The sequence below is a fragment of the Sphingobacterium shayense genome, from assembly GCF_013179575.1.
GTDB lineage: Bacteria > Bacteroidota > Bacteroidia > Sphingobacteriales > Sphingobacteriaceae > Sphingobacterium > Sphingobacterium shayense.
The window spans coordinates 16171-35543 of sequence record NZ_JABMCQ010000022.1 but is presented as its reverse complement, the minus strand read 5'-3'; the positions used below and the strand labels follow the sequence as shown (position 1 = coordinate 35543).

The window sequence follows — 19373 nt, the reverse complement described above, 5'->3', positions numbered from 1 at the left end:
TACTGCCTATGACGAGTTGAATCGAAAGAACTATATAATTCGTGACTATCGAGAAACGAAGATCGTATCTGAAGTCGAAGTTCGTTCAGGCGTGAACGTGCGACCTAGTCCTGGATTTAAACCGAAATTAATAAAAGGAAAATCCTAATCTTATGAGTACAGGCCAACCTCAGACACAAAGCGGCGGAGTTATTGTCGCAAAAATGGACGATTTACTAAATTGGGCTCGCTTGTCATCGATGTGGCCAGTCAGTTTCGGTATAGCGTGTTGTGCGATTGAAATGATGGGAGCAATGGCTGCTACCTATGATCTTGATCGACTTGGCGTCTTTCCAAGGCCGTCACCACGTCAGTCGGATGTTATGATTATTGCAGGAACTGTGACGTTCAAAATGGCAGATCGAATAAAGAGGTTGTATGATCAAATGCCAGAACCGAAGTATGTAATTTCAATGGGGTCGTGCGCCAACTGTGGAGGGCCATATTGGCAACATGGTTATCATGTAGTAAAAGGGGTCGATAAAATAATTCCTGTTGATATTTACGTTCAGGGCTGCCCTCCTCGTCCAGAAGCGCTAATTGGTGCATTTTTAGAACTGCAAAAAAAGATTGAGTCAGAAAGTCTGTTACACGATCAATTTTTTGCAGAAAAAGCTTAATATATTTTACAAACATTATGACAAAAGATTTTTATGGTGAATTGCAATTAGGGATTCTTGGTGGCGGCCAGTTAGGGCGTATGGTTATCCAAGAAGCTATTAATTACAATGTTAACGTGCACATATTGGATCCCGATAAAAATGCACCGTGCCGTAAATTGTGCAATCGTTTTGAATGCGGTTCACTTAGTGATTTTGATACCGTTTACAACTTCGGAAAGGATCTCGATATGATTACAATTGAGATAGAAAAAGTAAACGTTGATGCATTGGAAAAACTAGAGGATGAAGGTGTGTTAGTTTATCCACAATCACGTGTTATACGTTTGATTCAAGATAAAGGGATGCAGAAACAGTTTTTCAAACAAAACGATATTCCAACTGCGGCATTTCAGCTGATCTCTAGTAAAGAAAATTTAAAAGATACAAATATCGAGTTCCCCTACATTCAAAAATTGCGCAGGGACGGTTACGACGGAAAGGGTGTTCGGAGAATCAGTGATGCCAGTGATCTTGATAAAGCATTTTCAGAGTCTTCACTTATAGAGGAATTAATAGATTTTGAAAAGGAAATTGCAGTTATTGTCGCTAGGAATGATCGAGGAGATATCGAATCCTTTCCATTAGTTGAAATGGAGTTTAACCCAGACGCAAATTTAGTAGAATTTTTAATCGCCCCTTCTACATTATCAACAGATATTCAGTCCCAAGCAGAGGACATAGCGAAGAAGATTGCAACAGATTTGCAAATTGTTGGTTTATTAGCCGTCGAGATGTTTTTAACCAGGGATGGGCGTATTCTCGTTAATGAACTTGCCCCTCGGCCGCATAACAGTGGCCATCATACTATTGAAGCAAACTTAACATCACAATTTGCACAACATTTACGTGCTATATTTAACTTGCCGCTTGGATCAACTGTAACAACGACTAATGCAGTCATGATTAATTTGCTAGGTGAACCTGAGTTTGAAGGATTGGCAAGATATGACGGTGTAGAAGAAGTGTTAGGTCTAGAGGGGGTATATGTACATCTTTATGGAAAGAAATATACAAAACCGTTTCGTAAAATGGGACATGTGTGCGTCATTAACGATGATCGTGAGAAAGCAATAAAAAATGCACGGTGGGTGCAAGCAACACTTAAAGTAAAAGCATGAAAGATAAAAACACGGCCTTGGTCGGCATCATAATGGGCAGTAAGTCTGATCTTCCAGTGATGCGGGACGCAATCGAAATACTTAAAAAGTTTGATGTGGAAATTGAGGTATCTATAGTTTCCGCTCATCGGACACCTGAGCGTATGTTTGACTACGCAAAATCTGCTGCAACCCGTGGTGTAAAGGTAATTATTGCCGGGGCAGGTGGTGCGGCGCATTTACCCGGTATGGTGGCATCTATAACGCCGCTTCCGGTAATCGGAGTACCCGTGAAGTCTTCCAATTCTATTGATGGCTGGGATTCATTACTTTCGATACTACAAATGCCTAATGGGATTCCTGTTGCAACGGTAGCTCTTAACGCAGCAAAGAATGCTGGAATATTGGCGGCGCAGATTTTAGCTTTATCAGATGAATCATTGATGAGAAGGATTTTAGATTTCAAAGAGGAACTTCGAATCACTGTTGAGAAGAATGCAGATGAAGTTGAGAAAATGGAGTTTTAGACGAAATTGATTTCTAAAATAAAGAGCGACCTATTGTAGAGTGCCCCCAAAAGTTTAGACACTTTCTGGTGCATAGCAACTGATCGCTCTTTATTTATTTTGCTATATATTTTTGTACGTAATCGAAACTTTTCTTGATACTTTCAAATTTATTTGGAATATAAATGTCATCTTGCTCTACGAAGGCATATTCTAGCCCAGACTTTTCAGCGTAATTCGCAATATTGATATAATCTATTGCTCCACTCCCTACTTCAGTGTAGCGTATTTGGGTCATGATGCTATCAAAACCAGATGTATCATAGGGTTCGCCTATGATTGGAGTAGTGAATTTCTTGTCCATATCTTTCAAGTGCCATAATTTGAAGCGTCCTGGGTATTTTTCAAAGTAAGATTGCGCACTTAATCCAGCCTTTTGAATCCAATAAATATCAAGTTCAAAGTCGACCAGTTCAGGTTCAGTAAATGCAACTAATATGTCTAATCCTTTTGTACCGTTAGCAAAGTTTCTGAATTCCCAAAAATGGTTGTGGTATCCGATTTTTATCCCCGCCTTTTTCGCCATTTCACCTGCTTTATTGAGCTGGTCTGCTGCATATTGATAATCCTCAACTTTGAGATTATTCAGATCATCCATCGGTGTTACCGGTGCGATCACATATTTCTGTCCTAATTGATGGGCTATTTCGATATATTTCTCAATATTTTCACTTTCGGTATTTTTCGAGCTGAGATATTTAGACATGTCGTAATGGCCACTATAAGTCTTTAAATTATTGTCATCTAGGACCTTCTTCAGCTCCGCGATTGAAAGTCCCCAATATTTGCCGGCCTCAGCTTCGACGCCAAACGTTTCGACATGTTTGTAACCAATCGTACTTACCGTTTTTATCGTTTCTATTGGATCGGTGTTGACTAGATCGCGGATAGAATATAGTTGAAGTCCTAGATTGTGGAACGGACTATTTCCCAATTTGGATTGGCAAGAATTCAAATATGGTGTTAGGAATGCAGCGGATAACCCCAATCCCGCTTGCTTTAGGAAATTTCTTCTACTGTTTTGCATGTGTTGCTTACATTGGTAATTTACATTGTAAGTTATGGAAAAATCTGAAATGAAAAAAGGATTCTACAAAGAATCCTTTTTTCATTTCATTGATTAACATAAATCCTTATACGGTCATGATGTCTTTTTCTTTTAATTCAGCTAAAGTATCGACCTTTGCTATAAACGCATCTGTCTGTTTTTGCACTTCAGCTTCGCCACTCTTAATCTCATCTTCAGATATACCATCATTTTTCAATTTTTTGATGGATTCATTGGCATCTTTACGAATGTTACGAACCGCAACACGTCCTTTTTCAGTTTCTTCTTTTACTTTTTTGACAAGATCTCGACGTCTTTCTTCTGTAAGCGGAGGAATTGCTAGTCGAATAATTACCCCGTCATTTTGAGGGTTCAAGCCCAGGTTTGAATCAATTATAGCTTTTTCAATAGCACCCAAGGTATTTTTTTCCCATGGTTGGATAACAATGGTTCTTGCATCTGTAGTATTGATATTGCTCACTTGAGAAAGGGGAGTCATACTACCATAGTAATCTATTGCGACGCCATCTAACATCGAAGGAGTTGCTTTCCCTGCTCTGATTTTCGTCAACTCAGACTCTGTATGAGCTAATGCTTTAATCATTTTCTCTTTGCAGTCATCTAGTTCTAAGGAGATTAATTCATTCATATCATTTATATTTCTTATGCAATTGTTTAGCGAACAACCGTACCGACGTGGTCACCGTTAGCTAATTTTTTAAGATTTCCTGGTTTGTTCATGTCGAAAACTATTATTGGTAAATTGTTTTCCTGACATAAAGTAAATGCAGTCATGTCCATTACATTTAGCCCTTTCTCATATACTTCCTGAAACGATATCGTTTCGTAGCGTTTTGCAGATGGATCCTTTTCTGGATCAGCTGTGTAAATACCATCAACGCGTGTGCCCTTTAATACTGCATCCGCATTTATTTCTATAGCGCGTAAGGATGCAGCTGTGTCTGTAGTAAAATACGGATTTCCAGTTCCTGCGCCAAATATCACGATTCTTCCTTTTTCAAGGTGGCGGACCGCTCTTCTACGAATAAAGGGCTCACAGATTTGTTCCATTTTTATTGCGGTCAACAAACGTGTTTTAATACCAACTTTTTCGATAGCATCTTGTAATGCCATGCTGTTGATAACTGTGGCTAACATACCCATATAATCAGCTTGGACTCGATCCATTCCAGACTTTTCAGCACTTAATCCACGATAGATGTTTCCGCCACCTATTACGATAGCTATTTCTAGACCTTGGCTATGAATTTCTTTAATGTCGTTTGCGTATTGCATCACACGATTTATGTCGATGCCGTAACTTTGATCGCCCATTAAGGCTTCACCACTGAGTTTTAGTAAGATACGTTTATATTTCATGATTGTTTTTTTGGAGCATTTCCAAAAGCCAAAGATAAAACTTTTTTTCTACGCATTAACTATAATTTAACGTTTTTTCGAAGTCTGTATTACTTCTTCATAATATGATTCATATAAAGGCAAGATGCGCGTGAGATCAAATTCTTTGGCTCGTTTGTATGCGGCATTTTTAAAAGCAGAAAGCCGATCAGAATCCGCTAATATGTCTAGCGCATTTTTTGACATCTCGTCAATATCACCGATGTTACTTAGAAATCCGCTGACACCGTGTTTATTTAATTCAGGAAGACCGCCAGCATTGCTTGATATCACGGGCACATGACAAGCCATTGCTTCCAGGGCGGCGAGCCCAAAGCTTTCAGAAGATGAAGGCATTAAAAATAAATCAGAAACGGATAAAATTTCCTCGATCGCTTCTTGTTTTCCTAAGAATCTTACGTCCTGACTGATGCCGAGCTGCCGCGCGAGTTCTTCAGTTTCTCTCCGTTCGGGGCCATCTCCGACCATCAATAATTTACTTGGCAGGGAATCATTTATTTTTTTAAAGATGCTAATTACATCTTTCGTGTTTTTTACTTTTCTGAAGTTAGAGGTATGTGTAATTATTCGCTCATTGCCGGGAGCGATGGCTTTTTTGAAATGTTCTTTGCTTTTATTATGGAAGCGTGAAAAATCGATAAAATTAGGAATCACACGAATATCTCTTTGAATGTCGAAAAATTCAAGCGTTTGTTCTTTTAAGTTCTCCGATACTGTTGTTACCCCATCGGATTGGTTAATTGAAAAGGTTACTACAGGACTAAAGCTTTTATCCTTTCCGACAAGTGTTATATCTGTACCATGTAGTGTGGTTACTATAGGAATATGAATGTCGTGCGTGGCAAGGATTTGTTTCGCTAAATAAGCAACTGAAGCGTGTGGGATAGCATAGTGAACATGTAATAGATCCAGTTTCTCAAATTTTACGACATCTACCAATTTACTCGCTAACGCGGATTCATAAGGTGAAAAATCAAAGAGAGGATACTGTGCAACTGCGACCTCGTGGTAGTAAAGATTTTCAGAAAAAAAGTCTAATCGGGCCGGTTGGGAATAGGTTATAAAATGTATTTCGTGGCCATTTGAAGCTAAAGCTTTTCCAAGTTCTGTAGCAACGACACCACTTCCTCCGAATGTAGGATAACAGACGATTCCAATTTTCATATTTTTTATTTTTGCTGTCTTTTATTGATGTCAGTGTTCATTTTCTCTCCGGAGGTTTGTGAATATGAATTGATATCAATAAAGTCCTGTGTATACTTCGGCGAGCCTTTTAGAGATCCCTCTGGATACGCCGTGAAATTTTCGGTAAATATAAGCATGCTTATATAATTGTATTGCAATAATTTTGTTGGTAATAATCTTACATTTGGTACTATGAATTTAAACAAAGATCTAATTTATCCTGAACTTCAATTTAAAACTTCCCGATCTGGGGGTGCGGGTGGCCAACATGTGAACAAAGTAGAATCAAAAGTCGCGCTTTTTTGGAATGTTTCGGCATCGGCCGCATTTTCTCCTGAACAGAAAGCGATAATAAACGAAAAGTTATCAAATCGTATAAGTAAAGAAGGCGTTTTACAGATAGATGCTTCTGATGACCGGAGCCAAATAAAGAATAAGCGAATTGTGGTATCCCGGTTTTTTAATCTATTAGAGCAAGTCCTTAAGCAGCATAAACCTCGCAAGCCGACAAAAATTCCCAGGTCGGTAGTTGTAGAACGTTTAGATCGGAAAAAGCGGCACGCTCATAAAAAGCAATCTAGAAGCAATCGCATAGATTTCGATTAATTTATTCTGGTTTTGTATAACCCGTTTTTAACGATTGAACTTCCTGTTGTAATGCTTTAATTTTAGAAAGTAGTTTGTACGCGACCTCTATCCCCTGAAAATTCAGCTCTAAATCATAATACCAGCACGTAAATTGTTCCAACGGGAGTAGTTCGTCTTCCTTTAAATACAGTTCGCCGCTATCGCTAACCAGTTGTATAAGCCCATAGTCGGATAACTGTTGTACGAAGGTTATTTCTATTTTATGTGATTTACAAAAATCCAATATACGTATTTTCTTTGTTTCCATTTCGCTATTTTTTTATTTCGGCAAGCTGTTTAAACAATTTTTTTTCTTCCTCCGTCAACCCATTTGGCAGTTTTACTTGAAGTTTAATGTATAGATCTCCGAACTGCCCTGTTTTTTTATAGATTGGGAATCCTTTTCCCTTAAGCCGAACGACGGTCCCATTTTGCGTTTCGGGTTTAACTTTCACTTTTACCTTGCCTGCAAAGCTATCTACGACAATTTCTCCCCCTAAAAGCATCGTATAAATATCTATTGGTATATCTGTATGCAGGTCGTCCCCCTTTCGACTGAACTTAGAATCTGGGACAATATGAATTTGAATATAAAGATCGCCAGCCGGTCCCCCATTGACCCCCGGCCCGCCCTGGCCTGGAAGACGGATTGTTTGTTGGTCTTCTATACCGGCTGGGATGGTGATACGAATGTTTTTTCCATTGATGTTGAATGTTTGCTGATGACTCGTATACGCTGCTTGAAGCGATAGCTCTAGCTCTGAATTATAGTCGTTTCCTCGAAACTTCGTTTGACGTCCGCCACCCCGTCTACTACCAAACATTTGTTCGAAAAAATCAGAGAATTGTTCATCATCATAGCTTCCAGAATAATTGAAATTAGGAGATTCAAAAGGAGATTGTCCATGTTTATTCGCATGATGTCGCTGCTGTTGGAAAGTATCGCTATTTTTCCAATGTTCACCGAATTGGTCATATTTTTTGCGTTTTTCTGTATCTGTTAATACTTCATTCGCTTCATTTATTTCCTGAAATTTTTGCTTTGCGACATTATCATTGGGATTAATGTCTGGGTGATATTTTCGCGCAAGTTTGCGGTATGCTTTTTTTATCTCCTCTGGGCTTGCGCTTTTGTCTACGCCAAGTATGGTGTAATAATCTACAAATGCCATATTTTTAGTTCGTTTAATTTGTTAACAATTTTTTGCATCGATTGTTCAACATGAAAGACTTTCTTGGATTATGGGCTATCCAATTATTTTTTCAACTTAGTGACGAGGGATGGTTTAGGCGAGTTACGAGACTAGCTTACTTTTTACTTAAGAATCAGGGTCGTCGTGTAAAAATGAACAAGGCTTTTTCCACGCGTGGAAAAAGCCTTGCTAGATTAATTAAAGGGATGAACACTTGTCGTCCCCAAAATTAACCAGAATTATTCTTTATTGCTGTCAACGATTAAGCGTTGATCTCGATTTGCAATTTCCCATGCAGCGTGAAAAACAAGTTTCTCCCTTTTGACCATCATTGGAAAATCGATTTTATCCACGGTATCATCGGGTGTATGATAATGAGGGTGTAGTCCCGAGAAATAAAATGTTACTGGAATTCCGTGTTTTGCGAAGTTGTATTGGTCAGAACGATAGTAAATACGCATAGGATCTTTAGGATCATCGTACATGTAATCCAATTCCATCTTAGTGTAGACGTCATTTGCTTTTCGGTTGATTTTATAAAGTTCGGAACTTAATTTATCTGAGCCGATTAGGTGGATATAGTTGTGATTTCCTTCAAGATGTTTATCATCAATTCTACCAATCATATCAAGATTGAGGCACGTTACTGTGTTTTTTAAGGGGAATATAGGGTTCTCGGAATAAAATTGCGACCCCAATAGTCCCTTTTCCTCAGCGGCGAAGCCTATAAAAAGGATACTGCGACGCGGGCCGTTCCCGTCCTTTTTCGCCTGAGAAAATGCTTTAGCGAGTTCTAATACCGCAGTAGTTCCTGAACCGTTATCATCTGCACCAGGAAATATAGTGCCGTCCGATAAAATTCCATCGTGATCATAGTGACCAGAGATAATAACAATTTCCTCTTTTAAGTCAGTTCCGGGGAGAAATCCCAATACATTTGGATCTGAGAATTTTTCTTTGATAACGCCCATTTCCGCAAGGACTGGAAGTTTTATAACGAATGTTTTAGCCGCTTTTTTTTGCTCATTTATAGAGGTATTGTTTTTTGAAAGTATTTTATCAGCGATCGCCTCTGAAATGTGTACGACAGGAGCATTTAAACTAACAGATTGGGATTGGTTGGGACTTTTATCAAGTTCGAATCGACCTGCTGTGATTCTGTCTCCGAACCGACTGATCATAGAAGCAACATTACTTGCGGTCGCTAAAATTAGTTTAGGATTCTTTTTTTCTAATTCCTGGATTCTTTTGAAACGACTCGTGGCCCATTCTGATGGTTTCTGTGTACCGGTGATAATTGAATTTCCATTAGTGTCAACGGGCTCTCCTTCATTGATAAGGAGTACAATCTTATTCTCGATATCAATGTTTGAAATGTCATTGTATTTTTCATCTTGAATGCCGTACCCTATGAATATAATTTCCTGCGCATCGAAGACTGTGTTTTGATTATCTCCTTGAACGTAAAAATCAGTTCCATTTTTATATTTGTTGTCGTTGATGGAAAATTCTTTGACGATGTAGGAATTGCGAATTAATTTTAAGGGCTGAAAAAAAGCATTATTGACAGTGGGTTGAAGTCCCAATGATTCGAAATGACTGGCAATGTAATGAGCAGCTTTTTTTCCACCTTCTTGACCAGTACCACGACCTTCAAATTCCGGCGACGCTAAGATCGTTAGGTGTGTTTTTGCTGATTCTTCAGTTAACAGATCGGCATATTTTATTTGGAGAGGATCCTGAGCTACAGCACACCCGTAAAGTACGGGAATTAATAAAAAAGATTTAATCCAGTTTTTTATCATAAGCTGAGTCTTAATTACATGAAATTTTATTCACTCGGGTTGCGTGCCTGCCACCTTCAAATTCAGTTGTTAGAAAAGTTTTAATGATTTTTTTTGCTAGCTCTAAGTCGATAAATCGAGCTGGGATACAAAGCACGTTTGCATCGTTATGTTGGCGCGCTAATGCTGATATTTCGTTTTGCCATGCAATCGCCGCGCGAATTCCTTGATGTTTATTAGCGGTGATGGCTACACCGTTTGCACTGCCGCAAATTAAAACACCCAATTCATTTTTTTTCTCCTCTACGCTCGAGGATACGGGATGCGCAAAATCTGGATAGTCCACGGAGTCCGCATTGATAGGACCGAAGTCTTCAACGATATACCCTTCTGACTTCAAAAAGTCAACGACTGCTGTTTTGTATTCAAACCCTGCGTGATCGCTTCCTATTGCAATTTTCTTTGCCATTTTTATTTCTGTTTAATTATTATAAAATTGTTTTTCGGCCTCCAGTTTTCGTTTTTTTACATTCGAAGACACCATAATGCTAAGTTCATAGAGAAGGAACATCGGTGCACTCACGGTCAATAACGTAATTAGATCTGCTGTAGGGGTAATAATAGCAGCGATAATCAAGATCACCACGGTTGCATACCGTCTGCTTGCTCGCATGAATTCCGGTGTCATTAGTCCTAATTTAGAAAGAATGAACACAAGTATCGGTAACAGGAATACAATTCCACATCCCAGTGTTAATGTGGCTATTGTTGAAAGATAGGAGTCTATAGTAATCTGATTCGTGATTTCTTCACTTAAGGAAACATTGGCTAGGAAGTTTACCGAAAGTGGCACAACGACATAATAACCGAATAATGCTCCCAAGATAAAAAGTAGTGTTGCATACAATACGAACCCACGGGCTGAGCGGCGTTCAACATCGGTAAGTGCCGGTTTAATGAACAACCAAACCTCAAATAGGAGGTAAGGAAATCCCAGTGCGAGAGCCATTAGCAAACAGGAATTAATTTGTAGCATAAACTGTCCAGCCAGTTCTGTGTTGATGATGTTAAAAGGGATTCGTTCTACGCAAAAGCCTTTGAGACTTAGTAGGTCGCCAACCTTGCACATCATACGGTATGTCCAAAAATCTAGGTTTTTTGGACCCATGATGACTTGATTGAAAACAAAATCATAAAAAGTGAAAGACAATAATGCGAATACAATTATTGCGATTACAGACCGGATTATATGCCATCGAAGTACCTCTAGATGGTCAAAAAATGACATCTCCGCCTCGATTGATTTTCCTTTATCTTTTATAGCTTGAATTAGTTCGTTGGATTTAGACATTTTAATATTTTATTTCCGGATAGAAACAAAAATACCATTCTTATCGTTAAGAATGGTATTTTATACCTATGTAAAAGAAATTTTTCAATTTTCTTCTTCAGGATATTCAGTAAGGTCGAATGATTCCATGAATTTCGTTGTAAAATTCCCTGCTCTAAAGTTTGGATCGCTCATTAGACGTAAATGCAATGGGATAGTCGTTTTTATCCCTTCAATCACAAATTCGCTTAACGCACGCTCCATAGTATTTATCGCCTCTTCTCGGGTTTGAGCAACACAAATTAGTTTGGCAATCATTGAATCGTAGTTTGGCGGAATTGTATATCCCGCATAAACATGTGTATCTACACGTACTCCATGGCCGCCTGGGGAGTGAAAATTTGTGATTTTACCCGGAGAAGGACGGAAATTATTGAAAGGATCTTCTGCGTTAATACGACATTCAATAGCATGCATGGTTGGTTCGTAGCTTTTACCAGATATTGGAATGCCCGCTGCAACTTTAATTTGCTCTTTGATTAAATCAAAATTTATTACTTCTTCTGTTACTGGATGCTCGACCTGTATACGAGTATTCATCTCCATGAAGTAGAAATTACGGTGCTTGTCGACTAAGAATTCGATCGTTCCAGCTCCTTCATAGTTGACGGCCTTAGCACCTTTAATAGCTGCTTCACCCATACTAGCTCGAAGCTCGGGAGTGATAAATGGAGAAGGAGCTTCTTCAACTAGCTTTTGATGACGACGTTGAATAGAACAATCCCGCTCAGAAAGGTGACAAACTTTTCCATATTGGTCGCCAATTACTTGAATCTCAATATGACGAGGTTCTTCTACATATTTTTCCAAGTATATACCATCGTTACCGAACGCGGCTGCGGATTCTTGACGTGCAGAATCCCAGTTGTGTTCGAAGTCTTCATCTTTCCATATAATTCGCATACCGCGACCGCCACCACCAGCGGTAGCTTTGATAATTACTGGATAGCCAATTTCTTTGGCTAGTTTAATGCCAGTTTTAACATCGGGTATTAAACCTTGTGAACCTGGTACGGTTGGAACCCCAGCAGCTTTCATTGTTTCTTTAGCAGAGGCTTTGTCACCCATTCTTTCAATTTGGTCTGCGGTTGCTCCAATGAATTTGATACCATAATCAGCGCAGATAGCCGAGAATTTCGCATTTTCAGAAAGAAAGCCATAACCTGGGTGTATAGCGTCAGCATTTGTTAGCTCAGCAGCTGAAATTATATTCGGGATACTCAAATAAGAATCTTTACTGGCAGGGGGGCCAATACACACTGCTTCGTCCGCAAATCTGACATGGAGGCTATCGCGGTCGGCAGTTGAATAGACTGCCACGCTCTTTATACCCATTTCACGACATGTACGAATAATGCGGAGAGCGATTTCACCTCTATTTGCTATTAATATTTTTTTAAACATAGATTATTAATGATGTTACTTTTTACGATTGCTCGCTTTGTATTATAATTGTCTATTCTTTTTTGCTTTTATTGCGAACGCTAAAGGAATGAGACAATGGCCAATCTAGCTTGGATCGACTAAAAATAATGGTTGATCGAACTCTACTGGTTGTGCATCATTTACTAATATTTTCACTATTTTGCCGGATACGTCGGATTCGATTTCGTTAAAAAGTTTCATTGCTTCTACTATACAAAGGACTTTTCCTGGTGAAATCTCATCACCTACGTTTGCGAAATTTGGTTTTTCCGGGCCTGCTGCTCGGTAAAATGTACCGATCATAGGCGATTTAATAGTTATTAAGTTAGACGTCTCTGCAACAGGCACTGATGGGGTAGAAGCATCTACTGCAGGAACTGGGGCAGATTGTACAACAGATTGTTGCGCGGGTAGACTAACCGGGCTAGGAATAGTAGCTGTAACATAGGTAGGTTCCTGATTCGTCTTTATTGTAATCTTAAAGTCCTTCTCTTCAATAGCCACCTCATTAACTCCTGATTTGGCGATGAATTTAATAAGGTCTTGTATTTGTTTAATATCCATACTCATATCTAGTATATTTTATTTTAGTTTTTATTTTTGATGAATCGATAAAGTTAAGGAAATATTATGATTTTGTATATGCCCACTTTATGTAAATGGATCCCCAAGTGAATCCTCCTCCGAATGCTGCTAAAATTAGATTATCACCCTTTTTTAGCTTATCTTCCCATTCCCACAAACAGATTGGGATTGTTCCGCTTGTTGTATTTCCGTATTTATGGATGTTAACCATTACTTTTTCTTCGGGTAACCCCGCCCGTTCTGCTGTCGCGTCAATAATACGTTTATTAGCTTGATGAGGGACTAGCCAGTTTACATCTTCAGAAGTTAGATTGTTTCTTTCCATTACTTCAACCGCTACGTTAGCCATATTTGTTACTGCGAATTTGAACACGGTACGGCCTTCTTGGTACGCATAGTGTAACCCAGCGTCTACAGTGTCGTGGCTTGCAGGGTTAAGAGAACCTCCACCCTTAATGTTGAGGTAGGGACCGCCAGATCCGTCAGTTTTTAACACAGAATCAATTAATCCATTTCCTTCTTCATCAGGCTCTAAAAGGACACAGCCGCATCCATCACCGAACAAGATACATGTGTTACGGTCTTCGTAATTGACAACAGAAGACATCTTATCTGCACCAACAACTAACACTTTTTTGTGTTTTCCCGATTCTATAAATTGTGCCGCAGTAGTTAAGCCAAACAGAAATCCTGAACATGCAGCTTGCAAGTCATAACCCCAAGCATTTTTTGCTCCAATCTTGTCTGCAAGTATATTTGCTGTCGCTGGGAATAGCATATCCGGCGTACTTGTACAGAAGATGATCAGTTCAATGTCGTTTGCTGAAATGCCACGTTTTTTTAGGAGTCCCTCAACGGCGGGTACCGCCAAATCAGAAGTCGCTTTACCTTCTCCTTTAAGTATCCGCCTTTCTTTTATCCCAGTTCGGGTTACAATCCATTCATCATTGGTCTCTACCATAGTTTCCAATTCCTGGTTTGTTAGGATATAATCTGGTACATATCCGTTTACTGCGGTAATGGCAGCATGTATTTTTGACATAAGTTATTAGTTGAAAACGGACTTGATTTTATCGATGAATTTTGATTCTATCATGTCCTTAGATTGTAAAACCATGTTTTTGATAGCTTCTGGTGTCGAGATGCCGTGGCCAATTATAACAGGCGCGTTGACGCCTAATATTGGTGTTCCTCCGTAGCGTTCATAGTTGAATCTATCAAAAAACTCATCCTTGAACCCTTTTTTCAATGTTGTTACGTAAAAAGATTCGGCTAGTTTTAGAACTACGTTGCCCGTGAAACCATCGCATACGAATACATCCGCAGCGTCCGTGAATAAATCACGACCTTCAACATTGCCGACGAAATTAATTTTTGTGTTTTCTTTTAGGAGGGGATAGGTTGAGATTGTTAAATTGTTTCCTTTTTCTTGTTCTTCACCGATATTTATAAGACCGATTTTGGGTTTTTCGATTCCATAAATGTATTCAGCATAAATACTACCCAAAATAGCAAATTGGTTTAACATTTCAGGTTTGCACTCTGAATTTGCTCCGACGTCTAAAAGTATTCCAAAACCACTTTTTAGTTTGGGAACGTTTGTAGCAATCGCTGGACGTAATATACCGGGTATAGTCTTTACACTAAATACTGAACCGACCAACATCGCTCCGGTATTTCCTGCAGAGGCAAATGAATCAATCTCTCCATTCTTAAGTAAATCGAATCCAACGGCAATACTTGAATTTGGCTTTTGCGCGATCGCTTTTGTCGGGTGATCATGCATGCTAATTACTTCTGGGGCATGTATAAAGTCAAATTTATCAAGATCAGCTCCCTCTTGTTTCAATCTCTCGGCCGTATCTTTTTGATCGCCGATTAGGACGATTCTTTGATCGTCGTTTAGTATTTTCTGGGCTTCTATTGCTCCAGTTATCGTAGCGTTAGGGGCGTAATCACCTCCAAGAACGTCTAAACCAATCTTCATTCGTTATTATTTTTATAATCAATAATACGCAAAAACATCCCAAATTAAAGTATAAAAATTGACTTTTATACCTATTTGGGATGTTTAATTTCTTAGAATGATGTCGTTAGACAGCAGCTGTGTTTTCAATAATCAACTTTCCGTTGTAATATAAATTACCATCTACTGAGTATGCACGGTGAGGAGTGTGAACTGCTCCAGTTTCTGTACAAACGGTTAATGTAGGTTTTTCTGCCTTATAATGTGTTCTTCTTTTGTCTCTTCTCGATTTCGAAGTCTTACGCTTTGGATGTGCCATCTCGTATTTTGTTTTAGTTATTTTTAATTTTCTTTAATATTTCCCACCGTGGGTCAATTTTCTTTTCTTCATTGTTCTCACTTCCAACTTCTGACGGAGCCTCAGTGTTTATTTTAGCAAGCATTTCTGGATCACATGTTATATTAATCCCTTGCTCAGAACATTTGCTGTAATAAGGTACACGAACGTTAATGTACTCATATAATAGCGTTGCTATGTCGAATTCGTAATCCGTTTTTGATAAAGTGATAACTTCTTCTGTCTCGCTTTCCCAATCGTCCTCTGTAAATTTGACTAATACCCTCTCTTTAAAATGAAGAGGTGAGTCAAATTCCGTAAGACAGATATCACAAGTTAACCGTATTGTACCGATAATCTCAAAGATTACGATAAGCATGTTTTCTTGTTTTTGTAACTCTACGTCAGCTTTTAGTTTTCCCTTTTTTACTAGGGAATGTTCGAAGCAGTCAAAGAACTTATCATTAATGTCAAATTCAAATTTGTGTTTCCCAGACACAAGGCCTGAAAATGGAATTCTATATTGCTTTAGATATTTTAAAATCTGCATTTGAGCCTGCAAAATTAATTATTATTTCAGTAAAAAGGAAACTTTTTGTAAATTTATTCTTGTTCGTCTCCATAGTAATATTTTCCTAGTTCTATCTTTTCTCTACCGTTCGCCATTCGCCAGCGATTAGTGTCACGTAAAGAATAAGCACATCCGCAATATTCTTGCATATAAAAGCGCTCTTTTTTGCTGATTTCTAACATTCGTGCAGACCCACCTTTTTTACGCCAGTTAAAGGTCCAGTATTCCATGTTGGGATAACGTGATGACGCACGGAGACCCGCGTCGTTAATTTGGTTCATGTTTTTCCACCGAGAAATACCGAGCGAACTGGATATTACATCGAAACCATTTTTAGCGGCATATTCAGCTGTTTTTTCAAACCGCATATCAAAGCACATAGTGCATCGACTTCCGCGTTCTGGTTCATTTTCCATGCCTTTAGCTAATTCAAACCAATGATCAACATCGTAATCAGCATCGACGAAGGGGATATTATGCTTCTCCGCAAATCGAATGTTTTCTTCTTTTCTTAAATCGTATTCTTTTCGCGGATGGATATTTGGATTATAAAAATAGATCGTAAATTCAATATCTGACGCGATTAGTGCTTCCATGACCTCTCCTGCACAAGGAGCGCAACATGAATGTAATAAAAGTTTTTTTCCATGATTGGGTAACTCTAATTTTTCTCTTTGAAATTCCGTATTTTCCATAATAATCTAAGAAGGAGATAAAATTTAAAAGCTCGATAATGTCGCTTTTAAATAGCATTCAAAAATATATGTTTTTACTTCATATATATGCTAGATATACTCTCGACAATTCTATTTCTTCTACAATTTTACGCAATTTGTATGATTTAACAAATTTAATGCGAGCGTTGTATCTGGATTATAATTTAGCTCGTTTAATTTATTACTTTTGTAACACAAGACAAAGATTATGTTCAAGATTGACAATATGTATAAGGTGTTTGCTTCAATTGTATTATTGACTGGTTTCTACGCCTGCGAAATGGATGATTCGGAACCTAATTTAGAAACTAAAAAATTTTCTAGATTATATGTGTCTTTCGAAGCGTATAACAGCTCTAACGCTGGCGTTGCCGATACTAATGTTCGAGTGATTTATCCCGCGGATTCGTCTGAGTTTCGGTATTCATTAGGAACTGTATCCGAAGCAAAAGGAGGGGGTGTTATTTATTTTAACCCTTTCTTAAAAGGCTTGTTTCAAGCAAGTGGGAACTTACCAGGGATTGTCGATACAGGGGTCTATATAATGGATGTCGGGGAAAAGACCGGGGTTTTATCGAATAGGGGTAAGATACGTCATCGATTGCTTTCCAATGTGCGTGGTCTTGCTTATAACAGGGGTTATGATGAAATGTATATTGTTAATTCGACCAGTGCGACTCCTGGAATTTACGTTGTAGATAGACCCAAAGCTAGAAGTCAAGATCAAACCGTTCCCTATAAAAAATTATATACGCCTGGTTTTAGTATGTGGGGAGCCGCATACAATAGCGCGGAAGATCGACTTTTTACTTCGAATATTGGGGCAGGTAGTGGTATTTATGTCTTTAAAGGTCTGAGCACAATTGGAGTTTCATCAGTTGATTCTACGGCTACAATTCGGCCAGATCGGACATTATCTATAACAGACGCAACCAATTTGCGCGGATTGTTTTTCGACTCCGTAAAGAACGTTTTAGCGATAACGGATTTTGCAGACGGTCAAACGGAAGGTACTGGGCGTGTCTTAGTGTTTGATAATTTTACAAATACTATAAGCGATGGAGGGGATGCTACAATTAATCCTTCCCGCGTGATCACTGGTGTAGCCACTGGACTCACCCAACCTGTAGATGTCGCTGTTGACACTCGAGAAACCGGCGTTTATTTATACGTTGCAGACAGGGGTGCAAAGAAAGTGTTCCGATTTAAAATATCAGATAACGGTAACGTAGAGCCGGATAAGGAGCTTTCTACAGGAGATCAAATTCCCGTAGGCTTGGCTTTAGATACGCGTGATGATTCTACGTTGCCTCAATAAGATCTAATAGGAGCTGTACGTCATCACGTTTTTCAATGTTATCGATATGGTTATAAGCTGAGATTAAATTTCGTAGTACCCGTTTAATGATCGATAGATTGTCGCAGGGTTTTATGAATTCATCGCTTGCGGGCAAGTTTAATTGATGAAGGAAAGATATGAGATCGCTTTCCCGCATAATCTGTCCTCGGTTAAAAACATTTATGTAAAAAAGCACCTCGTCCGGGGCGTCTTCTTTCATATAAGCTAAAACAAAATGTTTTGGAAGGTTTACTCCATATACCGGGATATCGAGTCGTTGCGCAACCAAGCTATAAATACAGGCTAAGGAAATCGGATTACCCTTTTTTGTTTCGAGGACTTTGTTAATGAATGAGTTTTGTGGCGCGTGGTAATCTGATGCATTACCAGAAAGCCCAAATTCTTGGAAAAGTACATTGTTTAATAACTTTATCTTTTCAATAGGACTCATTTCATACATTAGGTAATACCATGCGTCTCGTCTAAGTTCTGCTAACTTTGTGTGGATTTCTTCGTCTGCTAAATTTGGATATTGATATCGGTTGATGATTAGTAATCCTTCTAGCAAGTCCTCCTGATTACTGATTTTCCATAGTTGAAGATCTGTTTTTACTTCATTAAACTGAATTTTGTGTATGATTTGTTCGACGCGTCCTTGTAATAAAATATCAAATGAAGTCTCCCATGAATGTTCAAGTAAAGGGATCACATCTGGGCCACATGTGATCAGTTTTTCTTCCAGTTCCTGATATATTTCGTTATCGGGATCGTCCAAAAGAGAGATAAGTGCTTTTAATTCCTGCTCGTTCATTACTCGAAATTACGAAATTTTTTAGAAAAGTTGAGTTAACCATCTTTATTGGGGCGGGCTAAATATGGAAAAGCGTATTTTTGTTTTATGTTGTATTTCCTCGCATTAGTTCGACATTTTCTCTGCTCCAATAGCCGACATGGAACTCATTCTCCGTTTGTTTATAATATTGCAAGCGACGTTATCTATTCGAGTGAGTTGATTAGGAGCAAGACGATTGTTTCGATCCGTTGCGAATGGAAGAAAAAACCTAACTATTTTTGGTTGGTGGAGGATATTTTAAAATATTTAGGTATCGATAAGCTTAGCGATAAGGGAAGGGTAGAAGCAGAAGCTTATTGGGCAGACCTAGCTAAAGATAGAGTTGAGGATTTAATTGAGCGTGTTGACCACGGGCAGCTACTAATTATTCAAGAGCCTTATCTAGATGTAAGGAAATGGAATAAGCTGATAGAAAGTGAATCTATTGTAGTCTCAATTGATTTATTCCATTTTGGTATAGTTCTTAAACGAGACGAACAACATAAAGAAAATTTTAAGTTACGCTTTCCTTATTGGCGTAGAAATCGTTGAAATATAAGGATGCCTAACACTTTGTTTCTTAACAACTATT

At 38.6% G+C, this 19373-nt stretch carries 24 protein-coding genes; 6 read left to right on the top strand and 18 right to left on the bottom strand.

The genetic code is table 11. The features are described from left to right. Positions 1-152 precede the first annotated feature (152 nt). From HP439_RS04830 to purE, 3 genes are read left to right on the top strand one after another with little or no spacing between them, the layout of a single operon-like run. Positions 153-659: an NADH-quinone oxidoreductase subunit B gene (locus tag HP439_RS04830; RefSeq protein ID WP_172389213.1), complete on the top strand. Its 507-nt coding sequence runs from the start codon at positions 153-155 to the stop codon at positions 657-659. 17 nt (positions 660-676) lie between these two features. After that, positions 677-1819, top strand: a complete 1143-nt coding sequence (locus HP439_RS04825; RefSeq protein ID WP_172389212.1) for a 5-(carboxyamino)imidazole ribonucleotide synthase — start codon at positions 677-679, stop codon at positions 1817-1819. Continuing rightward, positions 1816-2325: a 5-(carboxyamino)imidazole ribonucleotide mutase gene (gene purE, locus HP439_RS04820; RefSeq protein ID WP_172389211.1), complete on the top strand. Its 510-nt coding sequence runs from the start codon at positions 1816-1818 to the stop codon at positions 2323-2325. Before HP439_RS04825 ends, purE begins: the two co-directional genes overlap by 4 nt. 94 nt (positions 2326-2419) lie before the next feature. Here the strand turns inward: purE and HP439_RS04815 are convergent, their stop codons facing one another. The 5 genes from HP439_RS04815 to HP439_RS04795 form a co-directional block, all read right to left on the bottom strand. Continuing rightward, a complete protein-coding gene (locus tag HP439_RS04815; RefSeq protein ID WP_172389210.1) occupies positions 2420-3391 on the bottom strand; it encodes a sugar phosphate isomerase/epimerase family protein in 972 nt (323 codons plus the stop codon). A gap of 106 nt (positions 3392-3497) precedes the next feature. After that, the gene (gene frr, locus HP439_RS04810; RefSeq protein ID WP_172389209.1) at positions 3498-4061 is read right to left on the bottom strand and encodes a ribosome recycling factor; all 564 of its coding nucleotides are present in this window, start codon (positions 4059-4061) and stop codon (positions 3498-3500) included. A gap of 26 nt (positions 4062-4087) precedes the next feature. Then, positions 4088-4792, bottom strand: coding sequence for a UMP kinase (gene pyrH, locus HP439_RS04805; RefSeq protein WP_172389208.1), 705 nt, complete (start codon positions 4790-4792; stop codon positions 4088-4090). Positions 4793-4858: 66 nt separating this feature from the next. After that, positions 4859-5995 carry an N-acetyl-alpha-D-glucosaminyl L-malate synthase BshA gene (gene bshA / locus HP439_RS04800; RefSeq protein ID WP_172389207.1) on the bottom strand — a complete coding sequence of 379 codons (1137 nt, stop codon included), beginning with the start codon at positions 5993-5995 and terminating at the stop codon, positions 4859-4861. Between the two features lie 5 nt (positions 5996-6000). After that, positions 6001-6153, bottom strand: coding sequence for a hypothetical protein (locus tag HP439_RS04795; RefSeq protein WP_172389206.1), 153 nt, complete (start codon positions 6151-6153; stop codon positions 6001-6003). 55 nt (positions 6154-6208) lie between these two features. Between HP439_RS04795 and arfB the strand changes: the two genes are divergently transcribed. Further along, positions 6209-6622, top strand: a complete 414-nt coding sequence (arfB, locus tag HP439_RS04790) for an alternative ribosome rescue aminoacyl-tRNA hydrolase ArfB (protein ID WP_172389205.1) — start codon at positions 6209-6211, stop codon at positions 6620-6622. 1 nt (position 6623) lies between these two features. On the opposite strand, the gene HP439_RS04785 is transcribed toward arfB, so the two are convergent. The 12 genes from HP439_RS04785 to HP439_RS04730 form a co-directional block, all read right to left on the bottom strand. Continuing rightward, entirely contained in the window at positions 6624-6911 is a 288-nt protein-coding gene (locus tag HP439_RS04785) for a chaperone modulator CbpM (protein ID WP_172389204.1), read from the bottom strand. A gap of 4 nt (positions 6912-6915) precedes the next feature. Continuing rightward, the gene (locus HP439_RS04780) at positions 6916-7815 is read right to left on the bottom strand and encodes a DnaJ C-terminal domain-containing protein (protein WP_172389203.1); all 900 of its coding nucleotides are present in this window, start codon (positions 7813-7815) and stop codon (positions 6916-6918) included. 260 nt (positions 7816-8075) lie between these two features. Next, positions 8076-9641 (bottom strand): M28 family peptidase, encoded by a 1566-nt coding sequence (locus HP439_RS04775; protein ID WP_172389202.1) that lies wholly within the window; start codon positions 9639-9641, stop codon positions 8076-8078. A 10-nt stretch (positions 9642-9651) separates the two neighbouring features. Beyond that, on the bottom strand, positions 9652-10089 hold the full coding sequence (gene rpiB, locus HP439_RS04770; RefSeq protein WP_172389201.1) for a ribose 5-phosphate isomerase B: 438 nt from the start codon (positions 10087-10089) through the stop codon (positions 9652-9654). Between the two features lie 12 nt (positions 10090-10101). Then, on the bottom strand, positions 10102-10971 hold the full coding sequence (gene tatC, locus HP439_RS04765; RefSeq protein ID WP_172389200.1) for a twin-arginine translocase subunit TatC: 870 nt from the start codon (positions 10969-10971) through the stop codon (positions 10102-10104). An 84-nt stretch (positions 10972-11055) separates the two neighbouring features. Continuing rightward, entirely contained in the window at positions 11056-12414 is a 1359-nt protein-coding gene (gene accC / locus HP439_RS04760) for an acetyl-CoA carboxylase biotin carboxylase subunit (protein ID WP_172389199.1), read from the bottom strand. Positions 12415-12519: 105 nt separating this feature from the next. Then, the gene (gene accB, locus HP439_RS04755; protein WP_172389198.1) at positions 12520-13005 is read right to left on the bottom strand and encodes an acetyl-CoA carboxylase biotin carboxyl carrier protein; all 486 of its coding nucleotides are present in this window, start codon (positions 13003-13005) and stop codon (positions 12520-12522) included. A 58-nt stretch (positions 13006-13063) separates the two neighbouring features. Then, the gene (locus HP439_RS04750; RefSeq protein WP_172389197.1) at positions 13064-14062 is read right to left on the bottom strand and encodes a beta-ketoacyl-ACP synthase III; all 999 of its coding nucleotides are present in this window, start codon (positions 14060-14062) and stop codon (positions 13064-13066) included. 6 nt (positions 14063-14068) lie between these two features. Continuing rightward, positions 14069-15007 carry a phosphate acyltransferase PlsX gene (plsX, locus tag HP439_RS04745; RefSeq protein WP_172389196.1) on the bottom strand — a complete coding sequence of 313 codons (939 nt, stop codon included), beginning with the start codon at positions 15005-15007 and terminating at the stop codon, positions 14069-14071. 106 nt (positions 15008-15113) lie between these two features. Next, positions 15114-15305: a 50S ribosomal protein L32 gene (gene rpmF, locus HP439_RS04740; RefSeq protein WP_086947746.1), complete on the bottom strand. Its 192-nt coding sequence runs from the start codon at positions 15303-15305 to the stop codon at positions 15114-15116. 13 nt (positions 15306-15318) lie between these two features. Continuing rightward, positions 15319-15873 carry a YceD family protein gene (locus tag HP439_RS04735; protein WP_172389195.1) on the bottom strand — a complete coding sequence of 185 codons (555 nt, stop codon included), beginning with the start codon at positions 15871-15873 and terminating at the stop codon, positions 15319-15321. A 53-nt stretch (positions 15874-15926) separates the two neighbouring features. Continuing rightward, positions 15927-16589, bottom strand: a complete 663-nt coding sequence (locus tag HP439_RS04730; protein ID WP_172389194.1) for an epoxyqueuosine reductase QueH — start codon at positions 16587-16589, stop codon at positions 15927-15929. A 229-nt stretch (positions 16590-16818) separates the two neighbouring features. Between HP439_RS04730 and HP439_RS04725 the strand changes: the two genes are divergently transcribed. Then, positions 16819-17928, top strand: coding sequence for an SMP-30/gluconolactonase/LRE family protein (locus HP439_RS04725; RefSeq protein WP_172389193.1), 1110 nt, complete (start codon positions 16819-16821; stop codon positions 17926-17928). On the opposite strand, the gene HP439_RS04720 is transcribed toward HP439_RS04725, so the two are convergent. Next, positions 17912-18760: a transglutaminase-like domain-containing protein gene (locus HP439_RS04720; RefSeq protein ID WP_172389192.1), complete on the bottom strand. Its 849-nt coding sequence runs from the start codon at positions 18758-18760 to the stop codon at positions 17912-17914. The genes HP439_RS04725 and HP439_RS04720 overlap by 17 nt on opposite strands. Before the next feature lie 87 nt (positions 18761-18847). On the opposite strand from HP439_RS04720, the gene HP439_RS04715 reads away from it, so the two are divergent. Further along, the gene (locus tag HP439_RS04715; RefSeq protein ID WP_172389191.1) at positions 18848-19333 is read left to right on the top strand and encodes a hypothetical protein; all 486 of its coding nucleotides are present in this window, start codon (positions 18848-18850) and stop codon (positions 19331-19333) included. Positions 19334-19373 lie beyond the last annotated feature (40 nt).

Coding starts and splice junctions, on each gene's coding strand:
- HP439_RS04775 (WP_172389202.1), bottom strand. CDS start 9,641: ATGATAAAAAACTGGATTAAATCTTTTTTATTAATTCCCGTACTTTAC.
- HP439_RS04715 (WP_172389191.1), top strand. CDS start 18,848: ATGTTGTATTTCCTCGCATTAGTTCGACATTTTCTCTGCTCCAATAGC.
- arfB (WP_172389205.1), top strand. CDS start 6,209: ATGAATTTAAACAAAGATCTAATTTATCCTGAACTTCAATTTAAAACT.
- rpmF (WP_086947746.1), bottom strand. CDS start 15,305: ATGGCACATCCAAAGCGTAAGACTTCGAAATCGAGAAGAGACAAAAGA.
- HP439_RS04725 (WP_172389193.1), top strand. CDS start 16,819: ATGTTCAAGATTGACAATATGTATAAGGTGTTTGCTTCAATTGTATTA.
- HP439_RS04830 (WP_172389213.1), top strand. CDS start 153: ATGAGTACAGGCCAACCTCAGACACAAAGCGGCGGAGTTATTGTCGCA.
- purE (WP_172389211.1), top strand. CDS start 1,816: ATGAAAGATAAAAACACGGCCTTGGTCGGCATCATAATGGGCAGTAAG.
- HP439_RS04785 (WP_172389204.1), bottom strand. CDS start 6,911: ATGGAAACAAAGAAAATACGTATATTGGATTTTTGTAAATCACATAAA.
- HP439_RS04780 (WP_172389203.1), bottom strand. CDS start 7,815: ATGGCATTTGTAGATTATTACACCATACTTGGCGTAGACAAAAGCGCA.
- rpiB (WP_172389201.1), bottom strand. CDS start 10,089: ATGGCAAAGAAAATTGCAATAGGAAGCGATCACGCAGGGTTTGAATAC.
- plsX (WP_172389196.1), bottom strand. CDS start 15,007: ATGAAGATTGGTTTAGACGTTCTTGGAGGTGATTACGCCCCTAACGCT.
- HP439_RS04720 (WP_172389192.1), bottom strand. CDS start 18,760: ATGAACGAGCAGGAATTAAAAGCACTTATCTCTCTTTTGGACGATCCC.
- accC (WP_172389199.1), bottom strand. CDS start 12,414: ATGTTTAAAAAAATATTAATAGCAAATAGAGGTGAAATCGCTCTCCGC.
- frr (WP_172389209.1), bottom strand. CDS start 4,061: ATGAATGAATTAATCTCCTTAGAACTAGATGACTGCAAAGAGAAAATG.
- HP439_RS04730 (WP_172389194.1), bottom strand. CDS start 16,589: ATGGAAAATACGGAATTTCAAAGAGAAAAATTAGAGTTACCCAATCAT.
- tatC (WP_172389200.1), bottom strand. CDS start 10,971: ATGTCTAAATCCAACGAACTAATTCAAGCTATAAAAGATAAAGGAAAA.
- HP439_RS04825 (WP_172389212.1), top strand. CDS start 677: ATGACAAAAGATTTTTATGGTGAATTGCAATTAGGGATTCTTGGTGGC.
- bshA (WP_172389207.1), bottom strand. CDS start 5,995: ATGAAAATTGGAATCGTCTGTTATCCTACATTCGGAGGAAGTGGTGTC.
- HP439_RS04815 (WP_172389210.1), bottom strand. CDS start 3,391: ATGCAAAACAGTAGAAGAAATTTCCTAAAGCAAGCGGGATTGGGGTTA.
- accB (WP_172389198.1), bottom strand. CDS start 13,005: ATGAGTATGGATATTAAACAAATACAAGACCTTATTAAATTCATCGCC.
- HP439_RS04795 (WP_172389206.1), bottom strand. CDS start 6,153: ATGCTTATATTTACCGAAAATTTCACGGCGTATCCAGAGGGATCTCTA.
- HP439_RS04750 (WP_172389197.1), bottom strand. CDS start 14,062: ATGTCAAAAATACATGCTGCCATTACCGCAGTAAACGGATATGTACCA.
- HP439_RS04735 (WP_172389195.1), bottom strand. CDS start 15,873: ATGCAGATTTTAAAATATCTAAAGCAATATAGAATTCCATTTTCAGGC.
- pyrH (WP_172389208.1), bottom strand. CDS start 4,792: ATGAAATATAAACGTATCTTACTAAAACTCAGTGGTGAAGCCTTAATG.